Raw genomic sequence first — 20,728 nt, forward strand, 5'->3', positions numbered from 1 at the left:
GGCTGTCAAAACAGGCTGATCTGGGCCTTGTTGGCGGCGGCGTCGGTGCGTTGTTGGTAGGCGGCGGCGAAGGCGCGTGCGGTTGATTCGGTGCAGCCGATCTCGTGGCCGACTTGCGCCCAGGACAGTCCACTCTCGCGCAGTTGCCAGGCGTCGTGTTCGTCGTCGGTGGTCAGGTGGGCGGCGTGGATGTTCACTGGGCTGCTCCTCGGAGGTTGTCGAGACGCTGGGTGGCGGTGCGTTGTTGGCGACCGAGAGCGACCATGTGCTCGAAGAGCTGGTATTCAGGAAGTTGTTCGGCGGCTTGGGCGAGGGATTCGGCGGCGGCGCGGAAGCTGCGCCGGTAGGCCTGCGAGATGACGGCGCGGGTGTAGTGGTCGAGGGCGATGTGGTCTGCTCCGCGGGTGGTGATGTTCGCGAGGTGGCGGGATCGTTGTCGTCCGTGGTGGCCGGCGAATTTGCCGGTGCGTTCGAGGTCGGCGGCGACCATGGTGGGATCGTGCGGAACACCGGAGCGGACCAGGCCGGCGATGACAGTGTAGAGCTCTCGGTGGACGGGCTGTTGGAAGTCGGCGGGGTCGAGTGCGGCGACAGCACGGTGGGCGGCGTCGGTGGGCGCCCACAGCAGTGCGCACAGGCACAGGACCTCGATGTCGGTGTGGGCGTCGATGCCGAGGTCGGTGGCGTCGATGGGCTCTGCGGGTCCGGCGTCGATGGGCTCTGCGGGTCCGGCGTCGATGGGCTCTGCGGGTCCGGCGTCGGTGGCCTGGGTGTGGACCAGTTCGAGTGCTGCGGTCATGGCGGGTCGGTCCCTTCTGGGTGACACGGGAGGGTGTTTCAGGCCGCGACTGGTAGAGGTGTCGTATTCGAAACGTGCAGTATTCGTTCCGACGATCCCGAGTTCGCCGATGCTTGAGGCGGAATCGCCATCGCTCTCATGTGTGGTCCGGACATAGCAGGTGGGGCGTCAGGATCCATCCGGCTGTAGTGAGCCATTTCTGAACCGGCTCGGACAGGGTGTCGTTCATGGCCTGGTCAGCGAGCGCGCCAGCGAGGATGGGCCCGTCTCCGCAGATGGTGCAGGCGATATCGAATGCAGGCTGCCCGGGTTCGCAATGGCGGCAGTGATTTCGAACGATCAACGTCTCGGGGCTATCCGGATCTTGGTGGAGCCAGTCGACGGCGAGGTCGGCACGTTGGCTTGCGGCTTCCGCGCGGGTTGTCGGTTCGTTCCCGCAGGTGGGGCATGAACGTGATGCCCTCGGGGCAGGATTGGCCGGCCCTGATGTCGTCGACTTGATGGCCTTCACACCAGGCCGTTTGTTCAGGTGCCCGTACACCGTGGTGCGCGGCACTTTCAGCATGTCGGCGATCTGCGCGACGGTGTGTTCCTTGGCGTCGTATAGCCGTTGAGCGAGTTCGATCTGGTCCGGGCTGAGCTTCGAGGGCCGGCCGCCCTTGCGTCCACGGGCGCGGGCGGCGGCGAGTCCGTCGCGGGTATTGGCCACGATCAGCTCGCGCTGGAACTCGGCCAGGACCGACAGCATGCCGAACATGGCGCGGCCTTCGGCGGTTGCGGTGTCGATTCCCTGCTCGAGGACCTTCAAACCGACACCGCGTTCGCGTAGCTCGGCACCGAGGGTGATCAGGTGCAGCACCGAGCGTCCGAGTCGATCGAGTCGCGTGATCACCAGGGTGTCGCCCTCGCGCAGCCGCTGAAGCACCAGATCCAGCTGGGGCCGTGATGCTTTGGCGCCGCCGGAATGTTCGATGTGAATGTTCTTGGCGTCGACGTCGGCCCTGCGCAGGGCGTCGACTTGGTGGTCTGTGTTCTGGTCTGCGCTGGAGACGCGCGCGTAGCCGATCAGCATGTGTCGAAAATACCCTGGCGTGAGGTTTTTCGACATAGATTTTCGACGCGGGTTACCGACGCTTTTCCAGGCGATTTCCGCAGTTCGTAGCAGGTGTCGCATAACCTTCGATTCTCGACAACCTTTGAGTGAAGCGGAGTGCGACTGCGTCCGACCTACAGACTTGCACCCGATCCGTTTGGCGCCCCGGCAATGGGAATGTCACCGGACGGGGCTATCGGGTTCGTGCTGGTCAGCGAGTTTCGGTCAGGGACCCGCTTTCGGGACGAGCCGGTGGGGGTTCGGCTTACGGACGGCAATGCGGATGAAATCATGACTCGAAATTTCGGCGCTCCGCCTCGACGCCGTGGGGTTCGCGGCGAATGTTCTTCCACCCACCAGCAACCTTTTCGGGGTCAGTCCGGGGTGTCGGTGAGGTGGTGGTGCAGTTTGAGTGCGATGTGGAGTGCGGTGGCGCGCCAGCCGTCGTCGAGGGCTTCTGCGCCGAGTAGTTCGCGGATTCGGTTGAGGCGGTAGTACAGGGTCGCGCGGTGGATCGAGAGTGCCTCGCAGGTGGTGTCGACGCGGCGTCCGGCGTCGAGGTAGGCGATGATCGTCTGCCAGTGTTCGGTACTGCCGGTGCGCAGTATCAGCGCGGCGTCCTCGCTGATCTCTTTCACGGTGTCCGCTCGTATGGGCCTGCCGTAGAGCAGACGCCAGGTTCCGAGTTCGTCCCAGCGCCGAAACCCTCTCCGCCCCTTATGCGGTGAGGAGAACGCGGCGGCGAATTCGGCGCGGCGGGTGGACTCTTCCACCTCGGTGGGGGTGTCGGCGGGGGCGGTGCCCGCCGCGGTGACCTCGTAGCCCGCGGAGCGGGCGGTGCGGATCAGGGTCGATTCGAACTCCCCGTTCTCACCGGGGGTGGCGATCTTGGTGACGGTGACCAGCTGGTCGTCGATGTAACGCGCCAGGAAGGGGCGGGTGAACTGGCGCCGGGCCAGCTCCAGCGGGAGGTCTCGCCCGTGACGGTCCGACGGGGTGCGGCTGCGGCGTGGCCGGAGGCTGGCGACGTGCACGACCAGCCCGCCCCGGGTGGTGAGGTAGTCGCGGTCGATCGCCTCCTGGACGGCGGCGTCCGCAGTTTCTCGGGTGAGCGCTGCGGTCAGGATCCGGGCGAGGTCGTCGGCGCGTTCACGGATCTCGGTGTCGTCGGACGCCAGTAGCGGCGCCAGCGCCATCACGGTGCGGTCGGCCTCGGCCATGGCCGCGTCGCTGACCGGTGGCTGGTCGAACAGCCAGAGGTAACCGAGCAGCAGGGCCTCGAACCGGATGGGGAAACAGACCCGCGGGAGCATGCCGTACTCGTCGTTGCGGGGGAGCCGCAGCGGTGTGGTGGAGGTGGCCACGCCGAGGCTGAGCATCCATGGCAGGGGTGGGCGTGGGGGTGCGCGGTCGATGATCGCGGTCACCCGGATCTGGTCGATCGGACCGGTCTGGGCGCTCGCGCACAGCAGCTCGAAGCGGGGGTTGTCGACGGCCACCGACCGGCCCAGCGTGTCGGCCAGGTCGTCGACGAACACCTGGATCTCGCTGAGTCGGCTCGGCGCCTGTCCCTCGACCCTAGACATATGTCGAAGGTACTCGAGACGGGCGGCTAGAGACAACGTGCAGGTCACGGCACCACGATGGGAACCACTGGGACTGCGACCCGGATCACATCGGAGATTTGCGGGTAGACGCAGCAGAGAAGGAGCGCATCGTGGATCAGAGCATTTTCATCCCACTGCAGGCCGCCGGCCTGACGTCGTTGAAGCTGCAGTACGACTGGCGGACCGACCGGCACCGCCTGTATGCGGCGAAGGAATGGGATGCCGATCTGGACTTCGCGGACTACAACCGCAGCTTCCACGCGGAGAGCCTGCTGACCGCGGACGCCGTCTACCTGGGTCATGAGCAGGTCCTCGCCCTCTTCGCCGAGCACGGCCTGACCGACTACCTGAACCAGGTCCTCGAATTGCTGCGTGGTGGCAAACATTTCGGCATCGAGGTCTACTACCACGCAGGCCGGAACATCCGGTTCATGTGTCATCAGCACAGTCGTCGGCAGGGCCTGCGGAACAAGCGGCACGCCACCCTGGCCGGCGGCATCCGCCGCCACCCGCTCGAGGAGCGGGAGCTGGACGTGATCATCGACGGCCTCAACCTCGGCCGGGCGATGAGCTTCAAGAACATCGCCGCCGACCTCAACTTCGGCGGCTGCAAGACCACCGTGCAGATGGACCCCCTCGACCTCGAGGACCTGGAGGCGTTGGGTTTTCTGTCCTTCGCACTCGACCGCTGCCGCACCATGACCGGCCCGGACATGAACTTTCCCACCGCGATGTCCGACGTCATCAACGAGCACTTCTCAATGTCGTTCACCAGCGGCCCCGCCTCCCCGCTCGGGGAGACCGGCAAACCGACCGCGTACGGCACCTACCTCGCCCTGCAGGAGGCCATCCGCTTCCAAGAGGGCACCGGCACGCTGACCGGCAAGACCGTAGCGGTGATGGGCCTCGGTGCGGTCGGCTGGTCGATGGCCGAATACCTGCTCGACGGCGGCGCACGGCTGATCGTCTCCGACATCGACCAGACCCGGGCGGCGGACTTCCTTGCCGCCCACCCCGGTCGCCCGGTCGAATCGGTGCCGGTCGGGGCCATCATCGACGTCGACGCGGACGTGTTCTGCCCGTGCGCGATCGGCGGCATCCTCGACGAGGACACCATCCGGCGGATCACCTTCCGGTACGTCTTCGGGCCGGCCAACAACCAACTCAAGGCCACCACCCAGGACGAGGAGATCCGGCTGGCGAACCTGCTGGCAGAACGGGGCATCCTCTTCCAGACCGAATGGTGGCACAACACCGCCGGCGTGTTGTGCGGCGCCGAGGAATACCTGCGCGGCGCCGACGCGAACACCACCGACCTGATGGCGAAGGTCGAACGCATCGTCCCGGCCAAGACCTGGGCGAACCTCACCCAGGCGAAGGCACTCGGTATCACCCCCACCGAGAACGCATACCGCACCTGCGTCGACACCATCTACCAGCGATAAGAGACCGACATGTCCGAAACCGCCACTCCTGTCCCCGCGCAGATGCACCGCGGGCTGCAGAACCGCCACATCCGGATGATCGGCCTCGGGTCGGCGATCGGCACCGGACTGTTCCTGGTGTCCGGGTCCACCATCCAGACCGCCGGCCCCGCCGTCCTGCTCGCCTATGTGCTCGCCGGTGCGGTGATCTTCCTGATCATGCGGATGCTCGGCGAGATGGCCGTGCACAGCCCGGTCGCCGGATCCTTCAGCGAATACGCCCGCGAGCACTGCGGACCCCTAGTCGGGTTCATCGCCGGCTGGAACTGGTGGATGACCTGCATCGTCGTCAGCATGCTCGAGCTGACCGCGGTCGGCACCTTCATGGACTTCTGGTTCCCCGGGATCCCGCACTGGGTGACCGCCGCCGTCGCCCTGGTCTTGATCACCGGCGTCAACCTCATCCACGTCAGCGCATTCGGGGAGTTCGAATTCTGGTTCACCCTGATCAAGGTCGCCGCTGTGGTCGCGATGATCGTCTTCGGTGTCGCCATCGTCTTCGGCGCCGGCCACTACGACACGGCCGCCCTGAGCAACCTGTGGAACAGCGGCGGATTCGCCCCACACGGAATCACCGGCATCCTGCTGTCCCTGGTCGCGGTCACCTTCACCTTCGGCGGCATCGAATCGCTCGGCACCACCGCCGGCGAGGCCAAGGACCCCGCCCGCAGCATCCCCAAGGCTGTCAACGGCGTCATCGTCCGCATCCTGATCTTCTACGTCGGCGCGATCGGCGTCATGCTGATGATCTGGCCCTGGGCCCGGGTCGGAGTCGACGGCAGCCCGTTCGTGCTGATGCTCGACGGACTCGGCGTCGGCGGCGCCGCGACCCTGCTCAACATCGTGGTGCTCGTCGCCGCCCTGTCGGTGTACAACACCATGGTCTACAGCAACGCCCGTGTCCTGCACGGGATGGCCGCGAAGAAGCAGGCACCGGCCCTGCTCGCCAAGACCAACCACCGCGGTGTGCCGGTCACCGGGATCGTCATCAACTCCGCCATCACCGCGATCGTGGTGCTGCTCAACTACCTCTTCCCCGGTCAGCTGCTGATGATCCTGGTGGCGATCATTCTCTCCGCGGAAATCATCACCTGGAGCACCATCGCGATCAGCCACCTGAGGTTCCGGCGGACCGTCGGAGCCGGCGTGTTCCGGTCCCCGCTGTACCCGTACACCAACTACCTCGTGCTGGCCTACCTCGCCGGTGTGGTGGTCCTGATGACCCAGCTACCGGACTTTCGGGCCGGCGCCATCGCCCTGCCCCTCTGGCTCGCCGGCCTACTCGCCGCCGCCCTGCTCTACCGGAGAATCCGCCGTAACAGGGACCACGCCTCCGCCGACACCGCCGCGGAGGCCGGACGGCCGCTGATCGACCACACCCCCACCTGACCGCTCCGCCGACCGGCGCGGACCGTCCCGACAGCCTCGCGGGACGGTCCGCGACCGGTCTCGCCCTGATCAGGCACGCAAACCACTGCACAGCAACAGAATCGGAGAACACCCATGCCCAACTACGCCCTCACCGCCCAGGAGACCGAGGCCGCGCTCGACCTCGACCAGCTCAAGCAGCTCGTCGGCCTGGTCGAGTACGACGAGAGCACCGATCCGTTCCCGGTCAGCGGCTGGGACGCCATCGTCTTCGTCGTCGGCAACGCCACCCAGACCGCGCACTACTACCAATCCGTGTGGGGCATGGAGCTTGTCGGCTACTCCGGACCGGAGAACGGCAACCGCGACCACAAGGCGTTCGTGCTCAAATCGGGGTCGATTCGCTTCGTCGTCAAGGGCGCCGTAGACCCCACCAGTTCGTTGGTGGCCCATCACGCCGCTCACGGTGACGGCGTGATCGACATCGCCCTCGAAGTCCCCGACGTCGACAAGTGCATCGCTCAGGCCAATCGGGCCGGCGCCACCATCGTCGACGAACCCCGCACGGTCGCGGACGAGCATGGGCAGGTGCGCATCGCCGCGATCGCCACCTACGGGCAGACTCGGCACACCCTCGTCCAACGGGTCGTCGACGGCCACCGCTACCAAGGGCCGTACCTGCCCGGGTACACCGCCGCGCAGAGCACCTACGTCAAACGCGACGGAGCACCCACGCGACTGTTCCAGGCGCTCGACCACATCGTCGGCAACGTCGAGCTCGGCAAGATGGACGAATGGGTCGGCTTCTACAACCGAGTCATGGGCTTTGTGAACATGGCCGAGTTCATCGGCGACGATATCGCCACCGACTACTCCGCCCTGATGTCGAAGGTCGTCGCCAACGGCAACCACCGGGTAAAGTTCCCCCTCAACGAGCCCGCGATCGCCAAGAAGCGCTCCCAGATCGACGAATACCTCGACTTCTACCAAGGCCCCGGCGCCCAGCACCTCGCCCTGGCCACCGGCGACATCCTGCGCACCGTCGACGAACTCCGCAAGGAAGGCGTCGAGTTCCTCTCCACCCCCGATGCCTACTACGAAGATCCGGAACTGCGGGCCCGGATCGGTGAGGTCCGTGTCCCCGTCGAGGAACTGCAGAAGCGGGGCATCCTCGTCGACCGTGACGAGGACGGGTACCTGCTGCAGATCTTCACCCGCCCCCTCGGTGACCGGCCGACGGTGTTCTTCGAGATCATCGAACGCCACGGCTCCCTCGGCTTCGGCAAGGGCAACTTCAAGGCCCTCTTCGAATCCATCGAACGCGAGCAGGACAAACGCGGCAATCTCTGACATCCACCACCGCCAATCCACCGAAAGTGCCGATCAGCTCGGACGATCGGCACCCGGTCATCCACCCGTAGGCGAGGCGGACCGCCTGCGGGTGGAATGCGGAATCCACGATGTCGACCGCACGTCCAGAAACCCATGCCGGAACGAGCTGGCCGGAGGTCCTGCCAGGTGAAGACGTCCGGATCGGGGCGATCAACGGGTATAACGGCCGATGCATGGTGGACTTGTCACCGGAAAGGGATCCGTCAATGGGACCCGGTCGCCTTGTCGAGGGACACTCGTCTGCCGTGTTTCACGGCGGTGATGGCGTCGATGAGGCTAACGTCCTGACCATGCCTATCCGGGTCGGTGTCGCGTCTCTGAGCTGGTTTTCGGGTATGTACCGCCGTCGAGCTACGTCCGCATCGGGAGAGCTATGTCGTGGCACATAGGGATGCTTCCGCCGGAAACACCCGACCTCGGCGCCATCGCGCACGGGCCTGCCATTCTGGCGCGCAGCCAAGGCTTGCAGGTCGGGCTTCGCACGATCATCGCCTACAAGGGTGGGCTCGAAATCGCCGTGATGGTCGTCGCGACCGGCGCGCATGCCGACGTCGCCGAACGCCAGTATAAGGGCGCCGGCCGAGATCGACCCGGTCACCGGACGCCCGAACCCCCACCCGGTCCTGGGGGTGGCCTTCCGGTTCAGTGCTGCCGACGACTCGACCGAGCAACCATTTCCCCGCCGCAGCACCGCCGCACGATCGAAACCCGGCATGTTCCGGCGCGAATTCTTGTACACCACGAGTGAACTTCCTCGCTCGACCCTCCTGCGGTACCTCGTCGCATGGCCGCAGGTCGGGCTTTCCGCCACCACAGTCGAACTCACGCTCCCTGACCCGGATGATCTGCGTCGCCACATCATCCCCATGCCGAACTAAGCGGGTCATCTGGTGTCGTCGGGCTCCGTCAGGACGAGCGTGCCCGGAGGTGACTGCAACTGCAGGTCGAGCAGTTCGGCGACGACCCGGTAGCGCCCAGCCGCAAGCTCCTCGATGTCCGATCCCAGGTTGACCTGGAGGGACATGCGGCCGCCCGGCTCGAGGTCGGGCAGCGGAGGTGCGTGGGCGAAGAGCGTCACGCCGGATCCCAGCCGTTCGCCGTCCGGTCCGAGCACCCACCCGCGGACGGTCATGTGATCGCCGACGTCGTTCCTCCAAACGTGGTCTGAGGTATTGAGTACATCGATCGACAATTCCGGCAGTGTGCCAACCGTGGCGGTCTGCTCGGCTGGCCACCGCAGTTCCAGACCCGCCCGCCGGGCCGCGCAGGGCCGCCGCAGCGGGACCGGGCCGGGATCGGTGCTGACGGTCCAGGCTTCTCCGATCCAGTGCAGGAACACCAGTACCCACCCATTTCGCTGGTGGGGGTGTGGCGCGGCGAAGACGTCTCGTGGGTTGTCGATGAACTCCCAGCTGGGGAAGATCGGTCGCCAACCCTGGCGGGGGAGATCGAGCAGGTCATCAGGAGAGCGAAGGGTGAGCTTGCGGCCACCGATCAGGTCCCACAGCGACGAACCGGGTCCTTCGAGCGCCGCCGGATCGACTTCGAGGGAGCCGAGCTGAACCAGCCCCGGGTCTGACCGGTTCTCTTCGGAATCCGACCTCCTCATCATCGAATTATCGCGCGCTGTCGAACCTTTTGTTCACATGATGCCCGACGAAAGCACGTCACCGGTCAGCGATCCGCTTCCGGTGGGCACCGGCCAGCTCCGAGCCGTGTTGGGTTCCGATTCGTCTCGCTGCAGGTTCCCCGCACCGGGCGCTCTGGCGTAATCGAACCAGATAGCGTGAACTACAAGTAGCCGCCGATCGCAAGGAGCGCCATGCGCAAGCCGCTGTTGTTTGCCGCTGGAACGGTCGTGGTCGCTGGCGTTGCGATAGGCGTGCTCATCAACACCACCTCGCCCGCTCCTGCCCCTCCCTCTGACAAGGACCACAGTTCCGTGACTGACGACCAGAGCGCACCGGAAGACGACTGGGACGAGATCGACCCGGAAGAACCGATTATCGACGGTGACCCGCCTCTGACAGCAGAGGACTACGTCCGCGACTCACAACCTGACTCGCAGACCGCCGATGACGGCATGACCCTGATCCCCGGTACCGCGGTCTCGGGTGAGGGTTGGACCGCGGAGGCGCCCGGATAAGGATCCGCTTACGGCTGCGACACCGTTCGAGTATGAACGGGCAGAACTCCATCGCGGGGAACTGCGTGCGACGGACAGCACGGGTTCGGTAGCGTTCATTGATGGACCTGGTCACTCTCGTTCTCGCGTCACCACGCGGACGATTTTTCTGCGCGAACGTCGCGTACATGTGCAGTACGGACGAGCGAGCCGCCGACCCGTACCGTCCACGAACGCCTGCGGACGTGCTCGAGGTGATCGAGGCAGTCGATGTTCAAGCCATCTCGGGGCTGTCCGAACGGGACCTACTCAACGCTCTCGCGTTCGCGACAGACTGGGCACGGTACTGGCAACCGCCGGACGAGGACGATCTCATGTTCGCCATGCAGGACACCGTGGCGGCTTTACATCCAGTAGCTGCCACCGTTCTGGACTCCCCGCTCACCCGGTGGTGGGCGGAGCCAGTCGACCTCGACAACCAGCGGATGATCGGCCAACTGCATTCGAACGACGAGGAGTGGCCGGAATCGACGCTGCCCTACCGCAGTACTGCTGTCGGCCTCGATCAATGGCGCGACCACGTCCTCGCGATGGAAGCGCGGTTTCGCACTTGGCGCGCAGAACGTCCAGACAACGCCATCAGTGGGGAATGGTGGTCGACACCGTTACCCAGTGCCGCCTTGGAAACCAGCCGGGCACGGGATGACGTGGGCGCACTGGAATTGCTCCTGGAGGAAGACTCGTTCGGCGGGGACGAAGCGCGGGTCTGGCCGGTCACTGTCCGCCGCACACCCCGGGTCTACGAGATCACGAATCCGACGGACTGGGCGCGTTTGGTCGACGCGTATCCCTTGGCCGTCGTCGAGTCCAAGCGCTCCGATTGGTTCCACACCACCGGTGAGTATCACGACTGGTTCATTCCCGACTGGACTGCGGTGGCCGACGACTACGACGCCGTGCACCTCACTTTGCATGGCTACCTGACCACACCCGGCCTCGCAATCCCATTGGCAGACAACAACGGTGCAACTGTCCTGGCCGGGTGGAACCCGGACGCGACGTGGTGGCTGAACAACGACGTCGCTCACGTCGACGACGAGCCCGCCTTGTGGCGATGGTGTGACGATCACTGGGTACGAGCCTGAGCCCCGGAGAAGGATCGTCATCCGGCACGTTCCGGCGTTCGTGGAATCACCACCGGCAGTGATCATCTGACGAGGCCCGACGTAGCACTCTCAACTCGAAGCGAGAAAGGCTAGCTGCCGATGGTGATCGAGATATCGTCCGGTTCGCTGCGGGCTGCGAGGTAGTGGGTCCAGTCGCGGCGGGTGTAGTCCGCCCATTGGGTGGTGGTGTTGATATGCATTCCGAGCAGGTCGGCCACCACGGGTGCGGGCAGCTCGGCGGTGAGGGTGAAGAGGGCGGTGTTTCGGCCGACCCTGGTGGGGATGCCGAGTTTGGTGAGGTAGATGCTGAGCGTGTGGGCGGTGAGGGGCACGCCCGGTGTGGTGGGGCTGGGAAACAGGTAGGGGGCGCGGCCTGGTGGTGCGGCGGTGGCGGTGTCCTGGGCCGACACGAGCAGGTCGGTGACGAGCGCGGCAATTGCCGGGGGTAGCTGTAGCGGATTCCGCGAGAAGGTGAGGAAGGTTGCGCCGCCGCGTTGGGTGACCGCGTCGGTGGTGAGCAGCCGGATGCGGGTGAGCGGAATGCCGTAGAGCAGCACGATCAGCCCTGCGACGCGGACTGTTACCGGGATGGTGGTGTCGGCGAGGAGGCGGCGGATGCGGTCGGTGTGGTTGGCGGTGTCGAGGACTTCGGTGGGAAGCGTGGCGGGTTTCGCGGGCAGGGTGATGTCGTCGTCGATGAGACCGCGTTGGCTCAGCCAGATGATGAAGCCGGTGATGGCGCAGGTTCTGTCGCGGCTGCCGGCGAGCCAGTGTTCGAGGTGGGGTTGATCGAGGTTGTCGATGGTGAGGTGTTGGTCGTCGAGCCAGCGCAGCAGCCGGATCGCGATTCGGATCTTGTTGCGGTCGGAGGCGGCGCTGTGGTCGGTGTATCGGCGGCGGATGGCGCGTCGGCGGGCCCGGCGCAGCACACTCCATTGTGCGTAGGGTCTGATCAGCAATACCTGATGCGGCGGCAGGGTTTCGAGCACCGTGTCGAGCCACGGTTCGAGCCGTCCGAGGGGTTCGAGCCGGTCGGGCAGAATTTCGAGGTGCACCAGGACGGCGCGGAGGTAGTGCAGGGCCGTGGATGGGGCTAGGTCGTCCAGATCGTTGTGGCTGATCGGCTTCGCCAGTGCGCCGAGGTGGCGCAGCAGCGCGGCGGGCTTGGCCCGGTCGAGCCAGCGCAGCGTGGAGTCCGCCCGTTCTTTCCCGGCGAGATGGTCGACCAGCGGTTGCAGTTGGGCCCGCACACCGCCGTGTTCGTCGGCCAGCAGTTCGGTGAGGCGCCGGCGTATCGCACACCGCCGGCAGGTGCGAACGTAGTGCTGGGGTCCTGCTTCTCCGCAGGTGGTGCAGAGATGGTCGACTGCTCGCCCGGCGCAGGGACTGCAGATGGCCAGGCCGGCTGAGTTGGTGCCGGTGAGGACTCGGGTGTTGCCGCAGTTGGCACAGTGCTTCGGTGCCGCCACCGCCTGGCGGTAACAGCGTGCACAGACCGGGCCTCGCGGCCACAACGCCTTCGCCGGCCGAAAGTGTGTGCAGTCGACGCAGTGGTGGTGGACTTCGGGTCGACATCGGCTGCACAGGTCGGCGGCGCCGTCGCGGCCGCGGAGCGCGATCGGTGTGATCCGGCCGCAGCCACCGCATTCGCGTCGGGGGCGTTGGTAGCAGTGCGCGCACAGTGGGCCGTTCGAGTCGTGGGCTTTCGCGGCGGCGTTGCGCCCGCAGGATCCGCAGGTATGAACCGGGCGCGCGCAGGTGCCGCACAGTGGGCGCCCTTCAGGGTCGCGGCGCGAGGGTATTCGCGAGCGTCCGCAGCGGGTGCAGGTTTCGACGCGCTCTGGATCGACCTGGTAGCACTGGCGGCAGATCGGGCCTTCGGGTCGAACGGCGGTGGGGTTGCCCCGGCGGCCGCAGCGGGCGCAGATGGCGGTCTTCTCGCGGGTGACGCACCACTCGCAGCAGCGTCCCTCCGGGGCGAGGCGGATCAGCCGGGGCCACTGTTTCCCGCAGCGGACGCAGCCGGGAAGGGTGACGCGATGTCCGGCCGCGTCCAGGGCGTAGGCGAGGCGGACCAAGCCGATCGGCGCGTGCGGGTCGGGGGCGGTGAGGGCGTCGGGGTGAGCGGCGAGGTGACGGTCGAGGGCGCGTGCCCCGCGCCCATTCCACGATCCGACGTCGGTGAGGATGTGTTGGGCGTGCTGGGCGGTGATGGCCGGGGCCACGGACATAATCGTGCTGACCAGTCGGTGGCGCACGTCGTCGATCGAGTCGTGGGGTGGTCGGGGCGATGTCACTGCTCGGTGGCCGGGCGTCGAATCGTGGTGCGCTGGACCGCCGGACGGTCGGAGGAGCCGGCGTTCGCCGCTTTGCGGACGGACTGGTTGACGATCGTCGGCTCGATCAGGTCGTTCGGGGTGCAGTCGAGGATGTCGCACAGGGCAACGAGGGTGTCCATGCTCAACCGCTGGGGCGGCTGGGTGACCAGGCGGTAGACCTGCTCACGGGAGAGGGTGATGCCGCGTTCGGCGAGCAGCGGAACCAGGTCGGAGGTGTGGAAGATGTCGTGCTCGGCCATCTTGTGACGCAGGTGCCACTCGTAGCCCATCTTTTTGATCATTGTTCGCTCCACAGTTCGCCGAGTCGGGTGCGCAGGGCGCGGGTCAGCAGTTGATTGCGGTACTCATTGGACACTCCGGTGTAGATCGCGGTCGTCGAGGCATGCGCGTGTCCGACCTGTTCCTGCACGAAGCGGACGGGATAGTCGAATTCGATGAGATGTGTGACGTAGGAGTGCCGCAGGCAGTGCAAGTCCAGCGCACTGTCGAGACCGCATTCGCGGCGGGCGCCGGCGAACGCGAGGTTCACCGAACGTGGGGAAATCCGGCCGGCCCGCTCGGTCACCCACAACGCTGGATGTGCGCCCGGTGCCAGCGCGGGACGCACCTCGGACAGGTACTGCTCGATCACTTCGACGATCCAATCGAACTCCGGCACGGTCAACACGGTCCGGCGCTTGGCGGGCCCGCCTTTCGAGGCCTTGCCGTACCGGACCGCGACCGAGCCGACCTGCCGATGTTGCGGGGCCTGGGGATTGCGGCGCAGGTCGACCAGGTCGATCCGGCAGACTTCCGCGCGTCGGAGCCCGAATGCGTAACAGAACTTCAGCAGGGCCGAGTCCCGCATCGCGGCCAGCGCCCCCTTTCGCCCGCTGGCTCGGATGGTATCGACGCGGCTGTCCAGTGTGTCGAACAGTGCCTGCACCTCGTCGTAACTCAGGGGCCTGCGACGCGGGGTGCCCTCGTAGTCCGCCACGTGGAGAACCGAATTTCCCTCGTGAAACACCAATTCCGGTGCGCGACCGAATCGGTCGAGGCACACCTGCGTCCACCCGTAACGACGGTCGGTGAGGTACTCGCAGAACAGCCGGATCGTGATCTCGTAGCTGCGCACGGTCGACAGCGCGAGCGGACGCTCACCGGACCGCAACTAACTGATCCACTCCTCGGCCTCCGCCGGGGACCACTGCCACGGATACTGGTTCGTGAACTCGGTGAACCGCCTGATCATCCGGACCCGTCCCGCGATCGTGGGCTCCTTCAAGAACCGACTCCGCTGCTGCCGTGTCCACCCCTCGATCATCGCCTCCGCCATGGCCGGGGCTGGGTCAAGATGCACCACATTGTCGGCGAGCATCAGCCGCGCCGCGCCGGGCGCCTCGTTGTCCACCTCAATGTTGTATCAGACACAACATTGATGCATCCACTTCAGCGCGTGAATGCCCGCGATGTTCTGGTTCGAGGATGGCTCTGTGTCGTCAGAACAGGCCGATCTGATTGCGCGCCGCGTCGGTGTCGGTGCGCTGCTGGTAGGCGGCGGCGAAGGCGCGTGCGGCGGATTCGGTGCAGCCGATCTCGCGGCCGACCTGACTCCAGGACAGTCCGCTCTCGTGCAGTTGCCAGGCGTCGCGTTCGTCGTCGGTGGTCGGGTGGGCGGCGTGGATGGTCACTGGCCTGCTCCTCGGAGGTGGTTGAGACGCTGGGTGGCGGCGCGTTGCCGACGGCCGAGGACGCACATGTGTTCGTAGAGTTGGTCTTCGGGCAGCTTCTCGGCGGCCTGAGCGAGGGATTCGGCGACGGCGCGGAAGCTGCGCCGGTAGGCCTGGCTGACGACTGTGCGGGCGTAGTGGTCAACGGCGATGTGGTCGGCACCCCGGGTGGTGATGTTCGCCAGGTACCGGGAACGCTCGGCACCGTGGTGGCCGGCGAGCTCGCCGGTGCGTTCGAGTTCGGCGGCGACCATGGTGGGATCGTGTGGGACTCCGGAACTTACGAGCCTGGCGATCACGGCGAACAGTTCGCGGTGGATAGGTCGTTCGAAGTCCGCGGTCTCGAGGGCGGCGACAGTCCGGGCCGCGGCTTCCGCTGGCGCCCACAGCAGTGCGCACAAGCACAGGACCTCGATGTCGGTGTGGGCGTCGATGCCGAGGTCGGAGGCCTCGATGGAGTCTGCTGGCGTGGCGTCGGCGGTCTCAGTGGTGGGTATCAGCTCGAGTGCTGCGGCCATGTCGGTCAGCCCTTTCGTGTCGGTAGGAACAAATGGCCTCAAGCGGCAGGGAGTCGAGCCGGCAATCGCACCGTTTTTCACGGGACGATTTGTTGTATCGGCTGCAATAATTCCCAGTTGGCGAGTGCCGCGATGCGGTCGGGGCGAAAGCCGGACCAGTGTTGGTCGCCGGCCACGACGACGGGCGCTTGGAGGTAGCCGAGTCCCATCACCCGGTCGCGGGCGGAGAGGTTCTCGGTGAGGTCGACGATCGAATAGTCGATCCCCTTTTTGTCGAGGGCGCGGTAGGTGGAATTGCACTGAACGCAGTCCGGTTTGGTGTATACGGTGACCGTCATAATTTCCCCCTCCGTTGCATTTCCGATTGTGTCCATTTTATCGAATAATTGCGCCATTTCCAAGCCTTTCCCAGTTATTCGACGAGTAATTTACGGGCAATACATAAATGGTTGACGTGCCATTCTTCCGCAATATGGCGTCCCGCGATCAACCCCCGCGAGCGGGCCACTTAAGCACTCCCACCTGCCCATACTTCCGCCTAACCCTTGCACTGGCGGAGGTTCTGGCGCGTCGCCGGAGCGTCAAGGTGAGCGGGAAAGTTTTCCGCGAAATAAGGGAGTGGACGACCGCGTGGAAAAGTTTCCGAGGAGCGGACTTGATGCGGAGGCGTGGCGATAGAAAACTGAAAGAGAAAAGGGAAAAGGTGCCCGATTTGTTTTTCTTTTCGCTTCTCGGCGCTTTTTCGTTTTATCGGGTCACCTGCCGTTGGTGCGCCGGGTCCGCGGGTCGGCCGCGGTAGCGAGTGGTCCGCCTTCGGCCGTAGCCCGCGCCGCGTGTGGGCTGGTGGGGTGGGGCTGGGTCTTCGGCGCTGCGGCCGACCGCGTGTTCGCGGTAACCCGGCTGGCCCCTGGCCGGGGCGAGGTGGGTTCTCGCCCCGGCCAGGGGGTTTGGTCAGTCGATCTCGACGTCGTCGGGGGTGCGGTGTCCTCCGATGACTTCCTCGACCGGGGTCAGGGTGTGGCCGTGCTCGGTCAGGAAGGTCAGGTAGCGGTCGGTGCTTCGGGGGCGCGAGCGCCACGCGTCGTTGACCATCCGGGCTTCCAGTGCGGCGGCGACCAGCGCGAGGGTGATCACCTGGGCGCGGTTGTCGGTGGCGGTGTCGAGCAGTTTGAGCAGGCCGCTGCCGATGTTGAAGTCGGTGAAGCCGAGCAGCTCGGGAACCAGGGTGCTGGCGTTGTACTCGGAGAGCAGTCCGGAGTCGGCGGCGAGGGTTGCCGCGATGAATGTGGCGGTGCCCTTCGGGGCGGTCTTGCGTGCCAGCAGTGTGGTGCGCAGGAAGTCGCGGCGGACGGTGGTGGCTGCGGCGGCCTGCTTGTTCAGCTCCCGCACCTGGCGGCGTTCCTTACGCTGGCGTTCCTTGGACTCGGCTTCCATCCGGAGGGCTGCGGCCGCGTCGTCCTCGGTGCCTTCACCCTCGGTTGCGGTTCGGGCGGCTGCGAGTACCGGTGAGAGCGCTACTCCGGCACCGTCGAGGTCGAGGCACACGTACTCCGGTGTCCAGACCTGGCGGGTTTGCACCGTGTTCGCGTGCCGGTGCCCCTCATACGGGGTGGCGTCGGGGTGGTTCTCGGTGGACCAGTCCACCTCCTCGCCGTCGACTTCCTCGCCGCTCTCGGTGTCGAAGTAGCGTTCGTCCTTGCTTAGCCACACCGCCCACCGGGCCGGGTCGGTCTCGGTGTGGGCGGTGGTGACCTCGCTGCCGTCGGCGGCGACCAGGTCGGCGAGCAGGATATCGGTTCCGTACTGGGGTTCTTCGGCGAGGATCGTGTATCCCTTGTCGAGGTAGGACTGGGCGGCGGCGGCGCGTTCGGCCCTCTCCGCACGGTCGTCGAGCAGCCGTTGCGCGATGTATCGGAACTGGTACCGGCCAGCGGTCATCAGCTTGTCGACGGCCTCGGTGTCTCCTTCCGCTTCGATTATGTGGACATTTCACGTTGGTCAATCTTCTGGACAAGCCCAGGACATGGACCTCTCGATCGTTCGGCTCGCATGCGGGAAGCAACCTGGCCCATGAGGGCGTTCCGGCCCGTAGATGAAGGTTGAAATGCCCGGATCATGCAGTCCCACTCCTGCGCCGTGAAGACCGCCGGAAAGAACCCAAATGGGGGTGCCGCGGCATAGCCGCGGCAGTGCTTGGAAACTATGGTCGGTCAGTCGTCGGATGCGACCGGGTCGGTTCGGCATTGGCAGGACCGGGGGTATTGCTCGACGAGAGAAGCCGGAGGTCCTTCCGCTGCCGGGGCAGGTGTTTCGGGACTCCCATGGGTGTGTCGCTCGGCGGACACCTGCTGCTCCCAGTACATGTGCCCTCGGGCCAAGCGTGGAAGGCTCACGCGACTCCCCTTCTCCGTGTCCGACGCGCAATCACACCGGGCTTGGGTCATAAAGGCCCGGCACCGTCCTCGCCCTAGCCGCACAACTGGCTTTGCTCAGGTCGACTATCCGCTACCGGCATTCACATCCAAGCTCGATCGTCCCACCGGACACCTGTGGCTGTCGATCCCTGTCAAGTTTCGGGAGGGAACGGGATGCCCTGCAGGGGGTGGGCTATCCGTCGGACCCCGTTGCCGCGGCCGAATCGTGGATCAGCTGGGAGCCGATCTCGTCGGGATGTTGCCGCCCGCGGCTCGACTGGTATGACGGTTATCCCGTGAGTCCGTCGGCGTCGAGGCCGGGCGTCTCGGGCATCTGGAACCCTCCACCGGTCTCACCCGACAGGCCGGGCGTCTCGGGCATCTCGAACCCTCCACCGGTCTCACCCGACAGGCCGGGCGTCTCGGGCATCTCGAACCCTCCACCGGTCTCACCCGACAGGCCGGGCGTCTCGGGCATCTCGAACCCTCCACCGGTCTCACCCGACAGGCCGGGCGTCTCGGGCATCTCGAACCCTCCACCGGTCTCACCCGACAGGCCGGGCGTCTCGGGCATCTCGAACCCTCCACCGGTCTCACCCGACAGGCCGGGCGTCTCGGGCATCTGGAACCCTCCACCGGCGCTGCTGGCGGCCTCGCTACCGAAATTGGGCACGGTGGGTTGCTCAGGGTCCCCACCGAGCCCACCAGCGACCGGGGCCTGCTCGGCCGGGAAGGTTCCCCGGTCGGCGGGATGTGGCGTCGGCGGCGTGAAGGACTCTGCCGCTTCGCATACCAGCTTCCCATCCTTTTCCCAGCACCTCGCGGTTGCAGGTTCGGATCGGGGTGTTTGTTTTGGCATCTCCACTGCACGGAGGCTTAGTGCAACTGACGCTGCAATCGCGAGAACGGCGATAGCAGCAATAGCAGCAATAGCAGCAAGAATGCTTAGTTTCGGCTTGGGTTTCGACTTCGGCGTCGACTCCGAGGGCGGCCTAGGGTAGGAGTGAGATTCCCTCAGAATATCTGTCGTTAGTCCACCTTCTAACGCGTTGTGCCAAGCCTCCTTGAGGGCGGTGCGAGTCACTTCCCACTCAGCAATGCGGTCTTGCCACTCCTGGTAGAGCCTTTCCTCCTCCTGTCGGAGTCTGTCTAGCTCTTCCCGGGAGGTGGTCTGCTCACGCGATGGATCCGCACCGGAACTCCACTGTTCAGCATAGTTTTTCTCGTACTCGTCGCGCCGGTCGCGAGCCTCCCTCCACCCTCTCTCAGCATCTTCCATGCGGTGATATGCGTCCCGCCAATCCCAAAGGGCCTCAACGTGTTTATCAAGAAGTTTCTGCTGGTTCGCACTAATTGATATGCATGTGTTGGTCGTGACGGCTACTTGTTCGCTCATGACGGGTACTTTCTCTTTCGGCGGGGATCAGCCTCGCCTCCTGCCCGATCGCGTCAGAAACGGTTCGGTTGGATATGTTGTCCAGCGATGCGGCGGTGTGTGCGGGTGCTCTGCTCTTCGGAAGCCCCCGAGGGATGCCATCGCTGCTGTCTTACCCGGTGCTCGAACAACTCAACGCCGAGATGGAGGATGTTTTCGCACCCTGCCTCTGAGGTGGCCATGACCGATCGGGCCGTGCCAGTGCTGGATGCCGGATGTTGCGCCTCGGGCGGTTCGGCACTCAGAGGGTGATTTGCGTCGAGGCCTGGGCGGGCTTTGCCGGGTTGCTGTTCTCCCACAGGAATGTGTATGCGCCGGGGACGGGTTCGTCCATGACGAAGACAATCCACTCGCCTTCGATCTTGTTTATCGAGGAGACGTTCTCAGAGATGAATCCGCCGCGCTTGTCGCCGCGGGCGGACTGGCCGTCCGGACCTGACAGTTCGAAGTCGCCGGGGTTGACATCAGAGAACCCACCGGTCGAGCAACGGCCGCAGTTTGCGTTGATCTTGACCCAGACCTCATGCTTGCCCTTCTCGCCGGGCTGGTAGCTCGGCCAGAGAAATGCCTCGTCCAGGGTGATCTCCATGTCCGTGCCGAATGTCATCCCGACCGGGAGGCCCCTCGGCTCGATGCTCTCGACGCTGTCTTGTTCGGCTAGCGGGATTCGTGTCTGGTTCTCGTCGGCCTGGCCGTAAACGAGGACGACGCTGTCGATGACGTCGGGTGCGTCCGACGAAGTCTTCACAGATGCCGTGGCCGTGCCGAACGCTTCCCCGCCGCCAGCGATCTCGGGACTGTCGAATGACAGCTTGACCACTGCGCCATCGACCTCGAGGTATGCCTTGTCGGTAGGAGTGTGGCTGACTCCGACCAGGTTCTTGTAGTTCAGGTCGAAATCGAGTGTCGTCGACGCATCGTCCGAGTTCGCGGTCACCTTGTCGACGGTGATCTCGAAGCCATCGTGCCAGCCGATCTTGTCGATCTCGCGCTCGAATGCCGACTGGCTACCTTCCGACGTGGGTTCAGCGGCCGAGGCTAGTGCGGGGAGCAGGAGAGCTGCGGGTACAACAGCACTGATCAGAAGAGTCGAGCGAAGGGACTTGGGCCACATAGCGAATCTTTCTTTGGCGGGGGGCAGCGTTTCCGTGCCGATCAACGCTTCCTAGCTTCTCGCGGACAGGCACGGGATATCTTCGACAGCGGGGTGGAAGTTCCTCACCCCCGATGCTGTTCGTGCACCCGCTCCCTGCGCATCCACGACCGAGCCCGACATCGA

The 20,728-nt window shown here is 65.5% G+C and carries 19 protein-coding genes and 1 pseudogene; 6 read left to right on the forward strand and 14 right to left on the reverse strand.

Features of this window, described 5'->3' with window-relative positions:
* Positions 1-5: 5 nt before the first annotated feature.
* The 4 genes from RHA1_RS15380 to RHA1_RS15395 form a co-directional block, all read right to left on the reverse strand.
* Positions 6-197 carry a hypothetical protein gene (locus RHA1_RS15380; protein ID WP_011595827.1) on the reverse strand — a complete coding sequence of 64 codons (192 nt, stop codon included), beginning with the start codon at positions 195-197 and terminating at the stop codon, positions 6-8.
* Positions 194-799, reverse strand: a complete 606-nt coding sequence (locus RHA1_RS15385; RefSeq protein WP_011595828.1) for a DnaB-like helicase N-terminal domain-containing protein — start codon at positions 797-799, stop codon at positions 194-196. Before RHA1_RS15385 ends, RHA1_RS15380 begins: the two co-directional genes overlap by 4 nt.
* A gap of 136 nt (positions 800-935) precedes the next feature.
* Positions 936-1,871, reverse strand: a complete 936-nt coding sequence (locus RHA1_RS15390; protein WP_011595829.1) for a recombinase family protein — start codon at positions 1,869-1,871, stop codon at positions 936-938.
* Between the two features lie 395 nt (positions 1,872-2,266).
* Positions 2,267-3,478, reverse strand: coding sequence for a PucR family transcriptional regulator (locus RHA1_RS15395; protein WP_011595830.1), 1,212 nt, complete (start codon positions 3,476-3,478; stop codon positions 2,267-2,269).
* A gap of 131 nt (positions 3,479-3,609) precedes the next feature.
* On the opposite strand from RHA1_RS15395, the gene RHA1_RS15400 reads away from it, so the two are divergent.
* The 4 genes from RHA1_RS15400 to RHA1_RS49435 all read left to right on the forward strand — a co-directional run bounded on the left by RHA1_RS15400 (position 3,610) and on the right by RHA1_RS49435 (position 8,491).
* Positions 3,610-4,944, forward strand: a complete 1,335-nt coding sequence (locus tag RHA1_RS15400; RefSeq protein ID WP_041811482.1) for a Glu/Leu/Phe/Val dehydrogenase family protein — start codon at positions 3,610-3,612, stop codon at positions 4,942-4,944.
* A 9-nt stretch (positions 4,945-4,953) separates the two neighbouring features.
* Positions 4,954-6,372: an amino acid permease gene (locus RHA1_RS15405; protein ID WP_011595832.1), complete on the forward strand. Its 1,419-nt coding sequence runs from the start codon at positions 4,954-4,956 to the stop codon at positions 6,370-6,372.
* A gap of 114 nt (positions 6,373-6,486) precedes the next feature.
* Positions 6,487-7,701, forward strand: a complete 1,215-nt coding sequence (gene hppD, locus RHA1_RS15410; RefSeq protein WP_011595833.1) for a 4-hydroxyphenylpyruvate dioxygenase — start codon at positions 6,487-6,489, stop codon at positions 7,699-7,701.
* A gap of 415 nt (positions 7,702-8,116) precedes the next feature.
* Positions 8,117-8,491, forward strand: a complete 375-nt coding sequence (locus RHA1_RS49435) for a hypothetical protein (protein ID WP_011595834.1) — start codon at positions 8,117-8,119, stop codon at positions 8,489-8,491.
* A 135-nt stretch (positions 8,492-8,626) separates the two neighbouring features.
* Here the strand turns inward: RHA1_RS49435 and RHA1_RS15420 are convergent, their stop codons facing one another.
* Positions 8,627-9,352, reverse strand: coding sequence for a hypothetical protein (locus tag RHA1_RS15420; protein WP_148228397.1), 726 nt, complete (start codon positions 9,350-9,352; stop codon positions 8,627-8,629).
* Between the two features lie 213 nt (positions 9,353-9,565).
* On the opposite strand from RHA1_RS15420, the gene RHA1_RS15425 reads away from it, so the two are divergent.
* A complete protein-coding gene (locus tag RHA1_RS15425; protein ID WP_011595836.1) occupies positions 9,566-9,889 on the forward strand; it encodes a hypothetical protein in 324 nt (107 codons plus the stop codon).
* A gap of 101 nt (positions 9,890-9,990) precedes the next feature.
* On the forward strand, positions 9,991-11,013 hold the full coding sequence (locus RHA1_RS15430; protein ID WP_011595837.1) for a hypothetical protein: 1,023 nt from the start codon (positions 9,991-9,993) through the stop codon (positions 11,011-11,013).
* Positions 11,014-11,123: 110 nt separating this feature from the next.
* Here RHA1_RS15430 and RHA1_RS15435 read toward each other — a convergent pair whose 3' ends face one another.
* The 9 genes and pseudogenes from RHA1_RS15435 to RHA1_RS15475 form a co-directional block, all read right to left on the reverse strand.
* On the reverse strand, positions 11,124-13,259 hold the full coding sequence (locus RHA1_RS15435) for a site-specific integrase (protein WP_148228398.1): 2,136 nt from the start codon (positions 13,257-13,259) through the stop codon (positions 11,124-11,126).
* Between the two features lie 68 nt (positions 13,260-13,327).
* Positions 13,328-13,654 (reverse strand): helix-turn-helix domain-containing protein, encoded by a 327-nt coding sequence (locus RHA1_RS15440; RefSeq protein WP_011595839.1) that lies wholly within the window; start codon positions 13,652-13,654, stop codon positions 13,328-13,330.
* Positions 13,651-14,730: pseudogene (locus tag RHA1_RS15445) on the reverse strand (tyrosine-type recombinase/integrase). Before RHA1_RS15445 ends, RHA1_RS15440 begins: the two are co-directional and overlap by 4 nt.
* Before the next feature lie 121 nt (positions 14,731-14,851).
* Positions 14,852-15,043, reverse strand: coding sequence for a hypothetical protein (locus RHA1_RS15450; protein ID WP_011595842.1), 192 nt, complete (start codon positions 15,041-15,043; stop codon positions 14,852-14,854).
* Positions 15,040-15,600 (reverse strand): DnaB-like helicase N-terminal domain-containing protein, encoded by a 561-nt coding sequence (locus RHA1_RS15455; RefSeq protein ID WP_011595843.1) that lies wholly within the window; start codon positions 15,598-15,600, stop codon positions 15,040-15,042. The genes RHA1_RS15450 and RHA1_RS15455 overlap by 4 nt, the downstream gene beginning before the upstream one ends.
* 77 nt (positions 15,601-15,677) lie before the next feature.
* A complete protein-coding gene (gene nrdH, locus RHA1_RS15460) occupies positions 15,678-15,938 on the reverse strand; it encodes a glutaredoxin-like protein NrdH (protein ID WP_011595844.1) in 261 nt (86 codons plus the stop codon).
* Between the two features lie 613 nt (positions 15,939-16,551).
* Entirely contained in the window at positions 16,552-17,538 is a 987-nt protein-coding gene (locus tag RHA1_RS15465) for a hypothetical protein (protein WP_011595845.1), read from the reverse strand.
* 765 nt (positions 17,539-18,303) lie between these two features.
* Positions 18,304-19,410, reverse strand: a complete 1,107-nt coding sequence (locus tag RHA1_RS49440; protein ID WP_011595846.1) for a hypothetical protein — start codon at positions 19,408-19,410, stop codon at positions 18,304-18,306.
* Positions 19,411-19,690: 280 nt separating this feature from the next.
* Positions 19,691-20,608, reverse strand: coding sequence for a hypothetical protein (locus tag RHA1_RS15475; protein ID WP_011595847.1), 918 nt, complete (start codon positions 20,606-20,608; stop codon positions 19,691-19,693).
* Positions 20,609-20,728 lie beyond the last annotated feature (120 nt).

The sequence above is a fragment of the Rhodococcus jostii RHA1 genome (genome assembly GCF_000014565.1).
Taxonomy (GTDB): Bacteria; Actinomycetota; Actinomycetes; order Mycobacteriales; family Mycobacteriaceae; genus Rhodococcus_F; species Rhodococcus_F jostii_A.

Bases quoted from the DNA above. Each gene is read 5' to 3' on its own strand.
- RHA1_RS15390 (WP_011595829.1), bottom strand. From the start codon at position 1,871: ATGCTGATCGGCTACGCGCGCGTCTCCAGCGCAGACCAGAACACAGAC.
- RHA1_RS15430 (WP_011595837.1), top strand. From the start codon at position 9,991: ATGGACCTGGTCACTCTCGTTCTCGCGTCACCACGCGGACGATTTTTC.
- RHA1_RS15425 (WP_011595836.1), top strand. From the start codon at position 9,566: ATGCGCAAGCCGCTGTTGTTTGCCGCTGGAACGGTCGTGGTCGCTGGC.
- RHA1_RS15440 (WP_011595839.1), bottom strand. From the start codon at position 13,654: ATGATCAAAAAGATGGGCTACGAGTGGCACCTGCGTCACAAGATGGCC.
- RHA1_RS15405 (WP_011595832.1), top strand. From the start codon at position 4,954: ATGTCCGAAACCGCCACTCCTGTCCCCGCGCAGATGCACCGCGGGCTG.
- RHA1_RS15420 (WP_148228397.1), bottom strand. From the start codon at position 9,352: ATGAGGAGGTCGGATTCCGAAGAGAACCGGTCAGACCCGGGGCTGGTT.
- hppD (WP_011595833.1), top strand. From the start codon at position 6,487: ATGCCCAACTACGCCCTCACCGCCCAGGAGACCGAGGCCGCGCTCGAC.
- RHA1_RS15455 (WP_011595843.1), bottom strand. From the start codon at position 15,600: ATGGCCGCAGCACTCGAGCTGATACCCACCACTGAGACCGCCGACGCC.
- RHA1_RS49440 (WP_011595846.1), bottom strand. From the start codon at position 19,410: ATGAGCGAACAAGTAGCCGTCACGACCAACACATGCATATCAATTAGT.
- RHA1_RS15395 (WP_011595830.1), bottom strand. From the start codon at position 3,478: ATGTCTAGGGTCGAGGGACAGGCGCCGAGCCGACTCAGCGAGATCCAG.
- RHA1_RS15465 (WP_011595845.1), bottom strand. From the start codon at position 17,538: ATGACCGCTGGCCGGTACCAGTTCCGATACATCGCGCAACGGCTGCTC.
- RHA1_RS49435 (WP_011595834.1), top strand. From the start codon at position 8,117: ATGTCGTGGCACATAGGGATGCTTCCGCCGGAAACACCCGACCTCGGC.
- RHA1_RS15385 (WP_011595828.1), bottom strand. From the start codon at position 799: ATGACCGCAGCACTCGAACTGGTCCACACCCAGGCCACCGACGCCGGA.
- nrdH (WP_011595844.1), bottom strand. From the start codon at position 15,938: ATGACGGTCACCGTATACACCAAACCGGACTGCGTTCAGTGCAATTCC.